Source organism: Neobacillus sp. FW104-15D2, from assembly GCF_058790155.1.
Genome location: NZ_JBYTCJ010000036.1, coordinates 1 through 13523 on the forward strand (window position 1 = coordinate 1; position 13523 = coordinate 13523).

Sequence of the window (13523 nt, forward strand, 5' to 3'; positions counted from 1 at the left end):
CTCGACTTGCATGTATTAGGCACGCCGCCAGCGTTCGTCCTGAGCCAGGATCAAACTCTCCGATAAAGAGTATGAGTATTAGCTCATAAAGTTACGTTGGCTGATGAATAAATTCATCATGTTATTGTTTGTTTGTTCACGCTTTGTTTGTTTAGTTTTCAAAGAGCAATTTGGTTCGTCGCTTGTGGGCGACTTTATTATATTATCAGGTTTAGAACCCGATGTCAATAACTTTTTTACTTTGTTTTTTCCTTGCTTGCTTGCTGTCTTGCAGCAACAGAAACTAATATACCATCAATAAATCTATCTTGCAATAGCTTTTTTTGAAATTTATTCGTATAAATTAAAGAAGCAATTTTCTAATTGTTCTGTAGAAAATTACTATGGCTGCAAAAATGTACTTAAAAAGAAAGAGCACTGCATCTGCAGCACTCTTTTCTGTCTTAACGGTGTCTCATTAAAGGGAATAATAATACGTCACGGATAGATGGTGAATTGGTCAGCAGCATTACCAGACGGTCGATTCCAATTCCCAGTCCTCCTGTAGGCGGCATTCCGTATTCTAACGCCTCTACAAAATCCTCATCCATCTCATGCGCTTCATCGTTCCCCTGCTCACGTTCTTTCAGCTGAGCTTCAAAACGTTCCCTTTGATCAATCGGATCATTTAACTCCGTAAAGGCATTTGCATGCTCACGGGCTACAATAAATAATTCAAATCGGTCAGTAAAGCGTGGATCTTCTTCATTTTTCTTAGCAAGCGGCGAAATTTCCACTGGATGCCCGAAAATAAAAGTAGGCTGAATTAACTTTTCTTCTACCTTTTGCTCAAAGAATTCATTAACAATATGCCCATAGCGCATTGTGTCCTTAATTTCAACGCCATGTTCCTTAGCTAAGTCGCGGGCTTCTTCTTTACTCATTTCTTTCCAGAAATCAACACCAGTGTATTCCTTGATGGCATCGACCATATGGAGCCTTTTCCATTCTGGCTTCAAATCCACCTCATAGTCACCGTATTGAACCGTTGTAGTTCCAAGAACCTCCTGGGCTACATGAGCAACAAGATTTTCTGTCAAAGACATGATATCACGGAAGTCAGCATACGCTTCATAAAGTTCTATCATTGTGAACTCAGGATTATGACGAGTCGATACTCCTTCATTACGGAATACACGGCCAATTTCGTATACCTTTTCAAGTCCCCCTACTATTAGACGCTTCAAGTGAAGTTCGATGGCGATTCTCATAAACAGCTGCATATCAAGGGCATTGTGATGTGTAATGAATGGCCGCGCTGCCGCACCGCCAGCAATGCTATGCATCATCGGAGTTTCAACTTCTAAATAGCCGTTGTCATCTAAATAACGGCGAATTTCACGAATAATTTTGCTTCGGGTCACAAATGTTTGTCTGCTCTCTTCACTGACTATTAAATCAAGATACCGCTGACGATAGCGCTGTTCAATATCTTTTAATCCGTGGAATTTATCTGGCAGAGGGCGAAGAGCCTTAGTTAAAAATTCAAAGTCATTAACTTTAACCGATAATTCCCCAACCTTGGTTTTAAATAAAGTTCCCTTAACACCAGCAATATCTCCAAGGTCTGCAGAATCAAAAATACTATATTGTTCTTCACCAACGGAATCCAGGCGCACATAAATTTGAATTTGTCCGGTTAAATCTTGGATATTGGCAAATCCAGCTTTCCCTTTTCCTCGCTTCGTCATAATTCGGCCAGCAAGGATAACTGAAACGTTTTGAGCTTCTAATTCTTCTTTTTCAAGATTTCCGTACTTTTCAATAAGGCTTTTTGTATCGTCTGTACGATCGAATCTTTTACCAAAAGGATCTAGGCCCTTTGATCGCATTTCGCTCATTTTCTCGCGCCTTACTCTTAATTGATCGTTTAATTCTTCGCTCACGCCTATCAACTCCAATTTTAATATCTAATATGTAAAGGAAAGGTTCCTGGTAGAAAACTTGTACATATCTTATTATTTTACACAATTTTGCTGATTCAGACATCAAAAATGTGTTTATAAAGAAAAACTGCCAGTTTATTTACTGGCAGCTTCTTTTTTACCAAATGTATTATAGAAAATTTGAATCAATACTGTCAAACATTAGGATACAGTTGCTTCTTGTTCTATGGCTTCCACATCTTCAACCAAAGTACTTAATACGGAAACTAGATCCTGACGTGTAATGCATTCATTGATTCCATTACGTACTTTTGCATTTCCACGGATACCTTTTAGGTACCAGGCAGCATGCTTTCTCATTTCACGTACTGCTACATCTTCATTTTTCAAAGCAATCAGCCTGTCCAGGTGAAGTGTACATACATCAACTTTCTCCTGTACAGATGGCTCTCCGGCTAGTTCACCTGTTTGAAGATACTTTACAGTGCTGTAAATCATCCATGGGTTACCTAAAGCAGCACGGCCAATCATAACACCATCTACACCTGTCTCCTCTAACATACGTTTTGCATCCTGAGGAGTTTGGACATCTCCATTTCCGATAAGAGGAATGTTAATCGACTGCTTGACTTCTCGGATAATATCCCAGTTTGCTTTTCCTTCATACATCTGGACGCGCGTTCTTCCGTGAAGCGCTACTGCTTTGCCTCCTGCACGTTCCACAGCCTGGGCGTTTTTAATAGCATAAATATGATCTTCATCCCAGCCCATACGCATTTTAACTGTAACTGGCTTTTCAACGGCATCAACTACAGCTGATACCATTTCATAAATTTTATTAGGATCGAGAAGCCATTTAGCTCCTGCATCACACTTTGTGATTTTCGGAACAGGACATCCCATATTAATATCAATAATATCAGCATTTGTATTTTTATCTACAAACCTTGCAGCTTCAACCAGTGTATCTTTTTTACCACCGAAAATTTGAAGGCTTAGTGGTTTTTCTCTTTCATCAATATAAAGCATATTTATCGTTTTTTCATTTTTAAAAACGATTCCCTTGTCACTGACCATTTCTGCACAAACAAGCCCTGCGCCAAATTCCTTAACGGTAAGGCGGAATGCAGAATTACACACGCCTGCCATAGGAGCCAGTACTACTGGGTTTTTCATTTCGATATCGCCTATTTTAAGCATAATCGATTTCCTCCTATCCTTTACTGATCTATATATTACTGCTCCTTGGGAGGAGTCAATTCTTCTATACTTATCTGTAATGCCTTTGCTATTTCGTCAGCCAATTTTGTAGTAGGTACTCGATTGCCTCTTTCTATCTCCCCAAGAATGGAAACTGAGATTCCTAATTCCTTAGAAAAACTTTCCTGGGTGTAGCCTTTTAGCTTTCGGTAAGCTCGAATACGTCTTCCCCATTTTTCCGCTTCCATATTCGGACTCCTTCACTTTCAGGTGTTTTTTCTAGGGAGAATGGTAAGGTACTCCGATTCTTGGTCATTTCCAAAAGGGGCACCATTACAAAAGCTCTTTCCTGCATCCGGGGATGCGGGATAATAAGCGTCTCCGTTTCAATATTTTCTTGGTTATAAAGAAGAATGTCAAGGTCTATTGTTCTGGGACCCCATTTTATTTCCCGTTTCCTTCCAAGTGCATTTTCGATTGCAAGGCATACATCCAGTAGTTCCTGGGCTGTCAGTATGGTTTTTACTTCAACAGCCATATTTAAAAATAAATCCTGATCCTCATAGCCAACAGGGTCGGTCTCGTAAATAGAAGAATAATTTACCAACTTTAGTTGCGGGTTATCTTTTAGACTTTTAACAGCCATTTTTAAAAAGCTGAACCGATCTCCCATATTCGTACCCAAAGAAATATAAGCTGTATTTTCCACAGTTACCTACTCCTTGTAATTTCCACCGCAACCGATTGATAATGCCCTGGAATCGGCGGGTCCGGCTTAATAACCTTTACCTTTGTTTCTTCTACCATTGGAAAACTTCCCAAAATCTTAGCAGCAATTTTTTCAGCAACAGCTTCCACTAGCTTAAAGGGTTTACCTTCAACAATGCCTTTACATACATTGTAAAGTTCCGCGTAGTTGACGGAATACTCCAGTTCATCCGTTTCCCCCGCTTTTTTTAAATCGAGGCTAACCGTAAGGTCTACCGTAAATCGCTGGCCAAGCTTAGTCTCTTCGGGAAAAACACCGTGGTATCCGTAAAACTCCATTTTATTAACGTAAATTTTATCCACGGTTTACCCCTTTCCCCATCATGGCATCCATCATTTTTGCCATTCTCGCCATCTCTTTAATATCATGTACACGAACCATCTGGCATCCCTTCTGAATTCCGTAACAGACAGTAGCTCCTGTACCTTCCATACGTTCATTTACAGGGAGATCAAGTGCCTGTCCAATCATTGACTTTCGGGAAGTTGCCAAAAGCACTGGATATCCAGTTCCAACGAGTTTTTCCAAGTTGTTCATCATAGTTATGTTCTCAGAATAGTCTTTTGCAAAACCAATCCCTGGATCAAGGATGATATTCCCATCTCTTACACCAGCATCTTTCACAAGGCGTATACTTTCATATATATCGTTCATCGCATCACGAAGAAAATGCTTGTAATCCCGGTTATTGCGGTTGTGCATAAGGATTATCGGTACATTTAATTCCGCTGCTGTTTTTGGCATATCAGGATCTGCCTTAGCACCCCATACATCATTAATAATATGCGCTCCGGCATTAATGGCCGCGCGGGCGACCTCAGCCTTATACGTATCAATAGAAATAGGCACCTGAACCTGTTCAGATAATGTACGTATTACAGGTATTACACGCTCAATCTCTTCCTCTGCAGATACAGGGGCATGACCTGGACGTGTCGACTCACCGCCTATATCTATAATATCAGCTCCCTGCTCCACCATTTCTTTCGCACGGCTTACCGCAGCAGCGATTGCGTTAAATCTTCCTCCATCAGAAAAAGAATCTGGTGTCACGTTCAAAATCCCCATAATAATTGTCTTTTTCCCATAATCAAGAGTATATGGACCGCATTGAATTATGCTTTTTTCAAATGACGTCATTTTATATCCTCCATAACAAAAGCTCTGTCTACCTAGGCGGAAAGAGCGGAATTTCATAATTATTATTTTACCATTAAATTTATGTTGGATTAAAAATTGTAACCGAAAAAGAAGCATTGGCGCTATGCCAATGCTTCAGGAGATTTTATAATTTACATCATTGTTGATCTTCAAAGTTGTAAAGTGGAGTACTTAAATATCTTTCACCGTTACTTGGAAGGATGGCAAGAACCTTTTTGCCTTTGCCAAGCTGCTTAGCAACCTGAAGTGCGGCATAGATAGCAGCACCAGATGAAACGCCGCCAAGAACGCCTTCTTCTCTTGCAGCACGACGTGCATATTCATACGCTTGGTCATTTGTAACCTGAATGATTTCATCATATACCTTTGTATCAAGAACATCTGGCACAAACCCAGCTCCGATTCCCTGAATTTTATGCGGGCCTGGCTTGCCCCCAGATAATACTGCAGAATCTGTAGGCTCCACTGCAAATATCTTAATTTCAGGGAAAGCTTTACGAAGAACCTGGCCAGCTCCAGTGATGGTTCCTCCTGTTCCGATTCCAGCTACAAAAGCATCTAAACTATCCAATTGTTCCACAATTTCTTTTCCTGTTGTTTTGCGGTGAATTTCAGGGTTCGCTTCATTTTTAAACTGCTGTGGCATATAGTAGCCGTTTTCTTTAGCAAGTTCTTCCGCTTTACGGATCGCACCGTTCATTCCTTCAGCACCAGGAGTTAAAACAAGTTCCGCTCCATAGGCACGGAGCAAATTACGGCGTTCTAAGCTCATTGTATCAGGCATTACCAGAACAGCCTTATATCCTTTTGCAGACGCAACCATTGCTAGACCAATGCCCGTATTTCCGCTTGTAGGCTCAATAAGGGTATCTCCAGCTTTTAATTCGCCCTTTTCCTCTCCAGCTTCAATCATTGCTAAAGCGATACGATCTTTTACGCTGCTTCCTGGATTCATGTACTCCAGTTTTACATAAACATCTGCACTGTTTTCATCTGAAAGTCTGTTTAGTTTAACGATTGGTGTTTGGCCGATTAGCTCGGTCACTGAATTTGCCACGCGTACCATATTCGCCACTCCTTATTCCGAGTATTTTTATTGGATTAATTCAAATTTACCAATTTTTATAAGGATTTGTCAATCAATTTGCACTATTTTTTATTAAAAGTATAGTTCTGTTAAACTTGGCTTTTGATTTTCGTTCCACAAAGGAAAGCTTCTAAGAAGCTTCATCGCAGGGACAGGCCGCCTTTTGCCTGTCACGAAGACACTCGCTTCCCACAGGCGGATTTGGGATCCTCTCCTGACCCGCTTTTCCCGCTGGACATTAATTTACATCATGGAAAGTGCCCGCACGAAGGATTTAAGCAGCATTTCCGAGGAGTTTCATGACCTTCCCAAACAACATTGAGAAAAATTGACTCTGTTCTTTAACAAAGCAAAAATATAAAAAGAAAAGGGAAGAATTTTCATCTATCCCTTTCAGTCCTTTTTCTGTTCGCCATAAAACCAATCAACCTTTGCTTCATCCCAAAACGTTTTGGCTGTTGCAGGCTCTTTCATTTGTTCCAAAGCAATCTGTCTCTTAATTTGATCCTTAACCTCTTTATAAGCATAGCTTTGGCCTTTTATTTTTTCTTGTAGATAAATAATGGCGTAACCATCATCAGTTTTTATTGAACTGCTCCAATGGCCCTTTTTAAGTTTTTTGGCTTCATTAAGATACTTTGCGGGATATCTTTCATCTTCTTCGTTAAGATAGCCTATATCGCCGCCCTGATTGGCTGAAAATTCATCTATAGAACGCTCCATTGCCAAAGCTTTGAAACTAGAACCTCCGGCAAGCTCTTTTTCTGTCTTCTTAGCCTCTGCCTTTGTTTTAACAAGTATATGCGAAAGATGATATGAGTCCGGGACATTAAAGAGGTCCTTATTCCTTTCATAATACTTTCTAACTTCTTTATCCGGGACAACTACATCTTTGGTCAATATCTCTTCCAGCAGCAAGTTGTATTTAATTTGCTCTTTCCATTTTTTCTTACTCGTGTTCTGTCCATTACGGTTTGAGCTGTACATCGCTTGATTCATTTTCATTTCACGGTCAACTGTCTGATCCGATATTTTAATATTATATTTATCAGCCATCTGCCCAATTACCTTTTGATCAATCATATCTTTTAAAACATCCTGGCCATACCGTAATTCAAGTTCGGACAGCCATTCCTGCCTGGTTATTTTTCTGTCTCCTACAGTGGCTACCGTTTCCCCTGTAATGCCTGCCCCGTTAGCACCCTTTGCTTTTGTTAAGAAAAAAGCCACGGTAATGCAATTCAGCAAAATGAGTCCGGCGATTACAAGCCATAGCTGCTTTGCTTTCACCTTCTCTTCCCCCAATAAGACTATTTATTTAGCTTGGCCTTCGAATTCCTCCAGCTCTTCCTTTGAATAATGATACTTTTCATTGCAGAAATGGCAATGGGCTTCAGCCATCCCGTCTGTTTCAATCATCTCTCTAATTTCTTCTGAACCGAGACTGACTATGGCATTGCCAAACCGTTCTTTTGAACAATTGCATTCAAAATGGATTGGCATGGAATCAAGTATCTTTACGTTTTCTTTCCCAAATAGCTCTTCAAGTATTTGTTCAGGAGTTAAACCCTTGTCTACAAGCTGTGATATAGGCGGTATAGTCTTAAGCCGCTCTTCTAATTTTGTAATCGTTTCATCCTTTGTTCCAGGCATCAACTGAAAGATAAATCCTCCGGAAGCAAGAATAGTATCATCTGGATTCACCAGAACACCTACCCCAACAGAAGAAGGAACCTGTTCGGAAGTAACAAAATAATAGGTGAAGTCTTCACCGAGTTCACCTGATACAAGCGGAACTTGACCTGAAAAAAAGTCACGAAGGCCAATATCTTTTACAACTGTTAAAGTTCCTTCTGTTCCAACAGCCCTGCGGACATCAAGCTTGCCAAGTTCATTGGACTCGAAATCAACCTGCGGGTTTGAAACATATCCACGGACTCCCCCCTTAGCATTTGTATCCACAAGAATATTGCCGATTGGTCCGCCGCCTTCAATTTTGATTGTCAGTTTTTCTTCGCCTTTTAACATGGCCCCCATCATGACACCTGCGGTCATAGCCCGTCCCAGTGCTGCAGAAGCTGTTCGCCATGTCTCGTGCCGCCGCTGTGCTTCACGGATTGTATCAGTACTTCTTACTGCATATGCTCTCACTTGACCTTCATAGGCCAATGCCTTTACTAAATAATCACTCATAAAAGCCCTCCTAGCCATTATTCCTTATAGTATCCATATTCCGTTTATAAATGAGCTGAAGGCCTTTTAATGTCAAAAATGGATCCACAACATCAATCATAGTTGACTCTTGTGCGATTAAGGTGGATAAACCGCCAGTGGCAATGACCGTTGGTTTTTTATCACTTTGATCCATCATTCGTTTAACGATTCCTTCTACTTGCCCTACGTATCCATAAAGTATTCCAGCCTGCATGGCAGCTACTGTGTTTTTCCCTACCACACCATCTGGACGCGCAATTTCAATACGCGGAAGTTTAGCAGCCCTTGAGTAAAGAGCTTCCGTAGAAATATTGATCCCCGGCGCGATAGCTCCTCCAAGGTACTGGCCTTTTTCATTTACATAACAATAAGTCGTTGCTGTTCCAAAGTCGACAATGACCAACGGACTCCCGTACTCGTGAATAGCAGCGACTGCATTTACAATACGGTCTGCTCCAACTTCTCTTGGATTCTCATACTTAATATCCAAGCCAGTTTTCATTCCAGGGCCAACAACAAGCGGTTTAACGTGGAAATACTTATTGCACATTCTTTCGAGAGCAAACATAATAGGAGGAACTACAGATGAAATAATAATTCCATCAATTTGGTCAAATTCGAGACCAGCATGGTCAAACAATGATTTCACAATCATCCCATACTCATCTTCTGTCCTATTTCGGTTTGTTTCCACTCTCCAATGGTGCTTTAAATCCTCACCTTTATATACACCTAAAACAATATTTGTATTTCCTACATCGAAAACAAAAATCAAGTTTATCACCACTTCATCGAGATTCAATTTTTGTGTTTTTCACTGCAAACATCATATCATATATGGGCGAAACCATAAAAGAAATCGGACATCCTTATCACAAAAGAAAATCTGTTATGCAAAAAAGAGCATCCATAGGATGCTCTTTTCGTTCATGTTTCAATTATACATTTCGATCCGGATCAGAATCATCAGCATTTAAGATGTCCGACGGGCGGTTCTCACCTATTGCCTGAGGACCTTCTTCATCTTTTTTGGTTGTGATATTTACCTTCACATCATCTGACTTTTTTAATCCAACTGATTTTTTATAGTCAGGGGATGTTCTGTCAGGTAAAACACCGTTATCCACAAGATAATTAATTTGTTCAGCATCAAGTGTTTCAACCTTAAGAAGTGTATTCGCAATTAAATCAAGTTTCTCGCGATTTTCAGAAAGAATCTTCCTAGCTCTTTCGTAAGATTCCTTAATTATACGCTGAATTTCAAGGTCAATTTCATAAGCAATGGCATCAGAATAATTCTGCTCATTATTAATATCCCTGCCAAGGAAAACCTGACCTTGGGCTTGCCCGAATTGAAGCGGTCCAAGCTTATCACTCATACCGTATTCAGTTACCATTTTTCTTGCAATGCCTGTTGCGCGCTGGAAGTCATTATGTGCACCTGTACTTACTTCACCAAACACAATTTCTTCCGAAACACGTCCGCCAAGAAGGCCAACGATTTTATCAAGTAATTCTGGCTTTGTCATGAAATAACGGTCTTCCCTCGGAAGCATAACAGCATAGCCGCCTGCCTGGCCACGAGGAACAATGGTAACTTTATGAACCATATCAGCTTCATTGAGTATTAAACCAATTACTGTATGACCAGCTTCATGGAATGCCACAATATTACGTTCTTTTTTGGAGATAACGCGGCTCTTTTTAGCCGGACCTGCAATAACGCGGTCAGTTGCCTCATCCAAATCTTCAATTTCTATCTTTTTCTTATTTTGCCTTGCAGCTACAAGCGCTGCTTCGTTCAGCAGATTTTCAAGATCTGCACCAGAAAAACCTGGAGTTCGCATAGCAATACTCTTTAAATCAACTGATTCATCAAGCGGTTTGTTGCGTGCATGAACTTTTAATACAGCTTCACGGCCAGTTACATCCGGACGGTCTACTGTAATTTGTCTGTCAAAACGTCCCGGACGCAATAATGCCGGGTCAAGGATATCTGGACGATTTGTTGCCGCGACGATAATAATTCCTTCATTAGCCCCAAATCCATCCATTTCTACAAGCAGCTGGTTCAAAGTTTGTTCACGCTCATCATGTCCGCCGCCGAGGCCCGCGCCACGCTGACGTCCAACTGCGTCAATTTCATCGATAAAAATGATACAAGGAGCATTCTTTTTTGCTGTTTCAAAAAGGTCACGGACACGGGAAGCACCAACACCGACAAACATTTCAACAAAATCAGAACCGCTTATCGAGAAGAATGGTACACCAGCTTCTCCTGCAACCGCACGAGCCAACAATGTTTTACCTGTACCTGGAGGTCCAACTAAAAGAACTCCTTTAGGAATCCTTGCTCCTAGCTCGGCAAATTTCCTTGGATCTTTTAAGAATTCTACAACCTCTACCAATTCTTGTTTTTCTTCATCCGCACCCGCTACATCTCTGAAGCGGACTTTTTTCTTATCTTCGTTATAGAGCTTTGCTTTGCTTTTGCCAAAGTTCATAACACGGCTGCCGCCGCCCTGTGCCTGATTTAATAGGAAGAAGAAAAGAATAAAAATAATCACGAATGGAATGATTGATGTAAAGAAGGTAACCCAACCGCTTGTTTCTTTTGCCGGCAATACATCAACTTTTGTATCAGGAACTGCCTTTTCAATTCGATTAAGCATTGTTTCGTTATTTGGCATATAAGTCAGAAAAAACTTATCCTTCGGATAGCCCTCGAGCTGGCCTCTTACCTCATAAACACCACGCTCTGGCTGAAGGGAAACCGATGTAACATCCCCTTTTTCAATATGCTGCACAAACTTGCTATAGGATATATTATCGGTAGGCTGATTATTACCGTTAAAGAAACTAACCACGCCAATTATGACTAGAAATATCAATAAATAAAAGATGGTATTACGGAAAATCCGATTCATTCCTTACCTCCTCCCACGGTCAACAAACTATATTAAATATTATCATAGTAAATCATTCCAATTCAAGAAATTGGTCTTAGTACAATAAGCCAAGTTACTTATCCCAAGTAGGTCTTAGTACAACAGCCTATTCATTATTATTTGAGTACACTTCCGGTTTCAAAACGCCAATATATGGAAGGTTACGGTATTTTTCAATATAGTCAAGCCCATAGCCGACAACGAATTCATTCGGAACAATAAATCCGACATAATCTGCTTCGATATTGCTTTTTCGGCCGGTTGGCTTGTCAAGCAAAGTAACAATTTTAATTGACTTAGCTTTACGGTATTTAAATAAATCAACAAGATAACTTAATGTTAAGCCACTGTCGATTATATCTTCAATAATAAGCAGGTCTCTTCCTTCAACAGAAGTATCGAGATCCTTCAGGATTTTAACCTCACCAGATGATACGGTGGAATGTCCATAGCTGGAAACATCCATAAAATCCATTTCAAGATAGCAGTCCATACGTTTTAATAAATCACCCATAAAAGGCATCGCACCTTTTAATACTCCGACAGCAAGCGGGAAACGGTCTTTATATTCTTCTGTTAACTGCCCAGCCAGATCTTTGATTTTTGACTGAAGCTCCTCCTCACTAAACAGAACTTCTTTAATATCATCTTTCATCATTCCATGTGCCCCCTAGAAGATAGTTGCTTTTAAAAGTAAGCAGTACATAGTGCTCAGCTGCCTGGCTAATGCCCTCAAGCGCTGACTTTTTCAAACCTGGGATCCAAAGGATTTCTCCCTTGCCATCGGTAATTACCGGCCATATATTCCTTAAAGAAATGGGGACTTTACTGTTAATAAAGATATCCTTTACCTTCTTTGATCCGGACATCCCTTTTAACGACATCTTGTCTCCTTTTTCCCTGTTTCGGATAACAATGGGCCATTCCAGGTTCTTTATGTTAAAAAAAGCACCACATTCAGTTAAAAATGGCGACAAATGATCGACAATTTCTAATTTTATGCCGCTGCCATCAGGCAGATAAACAGAACCAGGTTCAGCTAGTTCCAGCCTGTATTTATCATGGCTTTGCAAATCAAATTGAAAATGGCAATCGCTGTAGGACCGAACAACTTTTAATCCGCCAGGAAGATCAAGTTTCCCTGATGGATGAGAGCTGTAAATCAGGGAATAAATCTGATCGATATGTATAGCGGAAAGAGACTCGGGCCTTTTTTTGTAAAGATATTCTAATATTAGTTGAATACCTCTTCTTTGTAAAGGCATTGGCATATCCCGGAAGACATTAGTATCAATAGAAACTTGGCTATTAACTCTTTTAATGATTACTCTATTCATTTTCTCCGCCGTTAATTCCTGTAGGTAGTTTTCATCCGTCTGTAAATCTTCACTTAGACGCTGAAACTGTTCATGGACCTGTCTGTTTTCCGACTTCAAAAATGGAAGGACATGCTTGCGGAATCGATTGCGGCTGTAAACCTCTTTCAAATTGCTGGGATCAAGTCTTGGCTCTAGACCATTAATCCTGCAATACTCCTCTATCTCCTTTTTAGTCATACTCAAAAAGGGGCGGAAAATACACCCTTTATAAAATGGCCTTAAAAAAGGGATACCAGCTCGGGCTTTACCGGAACTTCCTCGTGTAAACCGCATCAGCATAGTTTCAATTTGATCGTCCCCATGATGGGCAAGAGCTAATAATTTGAAACCATACTTTCCCATTACCTCACCAAAGAAATCATACCTGGCCTCTCTGGCAGCAACCTGTGAGCTTTTACCCGTTCTTTCCATCATTTCCGGAATGTTAACCCGTGCCATCTCAAAAGGTATTTCATTTTCTTCACAAAAACTCTTTACGAACATCGCATCTTCAAATGATTCTTCTCCGCGGAACATATGATCCACATGGGCCGCTACAATAGTAATATTCTGCTTCTCTTTTTGCCTCAACAAGTAATGGAGCAGCGCCAGGGAATCCGGACCTCCTGAAACTCCGACTACTATATTTTTGTCTTCGAGGGAAAAGGAATGGTGACTCAAAAAGGCTTCAACTTTTGCTTCTAACATCTTCACTCTTCCTTTTGAAATACCTCTTTACCCGTAATAACAGATAAATACACGTACTTTGTTTTTAAATAGCTTACCACTTTTAAAAGGAGAGCTTCAAAGGCTGAGCTTAGATTTTGGATGTTGAACTAAACTTTCGCTACTTTTATACGA

Annotated in this window: 13 protein-coding genes and 1 rRNA gene; all 14 read right to left on the bottom strand. The window is 40.4% G+C overall.

The window, feature by feature from the left end:
* Positions 1-66: ribosomal RNA gene (locus AC3WR0_RS21925) — 16S ribosomal RNA — on the bottom strand; the annotation flags it as partial.
* Positions 67-443: 377 nt separating this feature from the next.
* Complete coding sequence (gene lysS / locus AC3WR0_RS21930) at positions 444-1925, bottom strand: lysine--tRNA ligase (RefSeq protein WP_492554285.1); 1482 nt, start codon at positions 1923-1925, stop codon at positions 444-446.
* Between the two features lie 201 nt (positions 1926-2126).
* Positions 2127-3125, bottom strand: coding sequence for a tRNA dihydrouridine synthase DusB (gene dusB / locus AC3WR0_RS21935; RefSeq protein WP_492554286.1), 999 nt, complete (start codon positions 3123-3125; stop codon positions 2127-2129).
* 35 nt (positions 3126-3160) lie between these two features.
* On the bottom strand, positions 3161-3373 hold the full coding sequence (locus tag AC3WR0_RS21940) for a helix-turn-helix domain-containing protein (RefSeq protein ID WP_492554287.1): 213 nt from the start codon (positions 3371-3373) through the stop codon (positions 3161-3163).
* Complete coding sequence (gene folK, locus AC3WR0_RS21945; RefSeq protein WP_492554288.1) at positions 3325-3834, bottom strand: 2-amino-4-hydroxy-6-hydroxymethyldihydropteridine diphosphokinase; 510 nt, start codon at positions 3832-3834, stop codon at positions 3325-3327. Before folK ends, AC3WR0_RS21940 begins: the two co-directional genes overlap by 49 nt.
* Positions 3835-3836: 2 nt before the next feature.
* Entirely contained in the window at positions 3837-4196 is a 360-nt protein-coding gene (gene folB / locus AC3WR0_RS21950) for a dihydroneopterin aldolase (RefSeq protein WP_492554289.1), read from the bottom strand.
* Entirely contained in the window at positions 4189-5034 is an 846-nt protein-coding gene (gene folP / locus AC3WR0_RS21955; protein ID WP_492554290.1) for a dihydropteroate synthase, read from the bottom strand. Before folP ends, folB begins: the two co-directional genes overlap by 8 nt.
* 157 nt (positions 5035-5191) lie before the next feature.
* Entirely contained in the window at positions 5192-6121 is a 930-nt protein-coding gene (gene cysK, locus AC3WR0_RS21960) for a cysteine synthase A (protein WP_492554291.1), read from the bottom strand.
* A 414-nt stretch (positions 6122-6535) separates the two neighbouring features.
* Positions 6536-7432 (bottom strand): peptidyl-prolyl cis-trans isomerase, encoded by an 897-nt coding sequence (locus AC3WR0_RS21965; RefSeq protein WP_492554292.1) that lies wholly within the window; start codon positions 7430-7432, stop codon positions 6536-6538.
* Between the two features lie 24 nt (positions 7433-7456).
* Positions 7457-8335 carry an Hsp33 family molecular chaperone HslO gene (gene hslO / locus AC3WR0_RS21970; protein WP_492554293.1) on the bottom strand — a complete coding sequence of 293 codons (879 nt, stop codon included), beginning with the start codon at positions 8333-8335 and terminating at the stop codon, positions 7457-7459.
* Between the two features lie 10 nt (positions 8336-8345).
* Complete coding sequence (locus tag AC3WR0_RS21975; protein WP_492554294.1) at positions 8346-9131, bottom strand: type III pantothenate kinase; 786 nt, start codon at positions 9129-9131, stop codon at positions 8346-8348.
* A 163-nt stretch (positions 9132-9294) separates the two neighbouring features.
* Complete coding sequence (gene ftsH / locus AC3WR0_RS21980) at positions 9295-11283, bottom strand: ATP-dependent zinc metalloprotease FtsH (RefSeq protein WP_492554295.1); 1989 nt, start codon at positions 11281-11283, stop codon at positions 9295-9297.
* A gap of 127 nt (positions 11284-11410) precedes the next feature.
* Entirely contained in the window at positions 11411-11959 is a 549-nt protein-coding gene (gene hpt / locus AC3WR0_RS21985; protein ID WP_492554324.1) for a hypoxanthine phosphoribosyltransferase, read from the bottom strand.
* Positions 11949-13370 carry a tRNA lysidine(34) synthetase TilS gene (gene tilS / locus AC3WR0_RS21990; RefSeq protein ID WP_492554296.1) on the bottom strand — a complete coding sequence of 474 codons (1422 nt, stop codon included), beginning with the start codon at positions 13368-13370 and terminating at the stop codon, positions 11949-11951. The genes hpt and tilS overlap by 11 nt, the downstream gene beginning before the upstream one ends.
* Positions 13371-13523 lie beyond the last annotated feature (153 nt).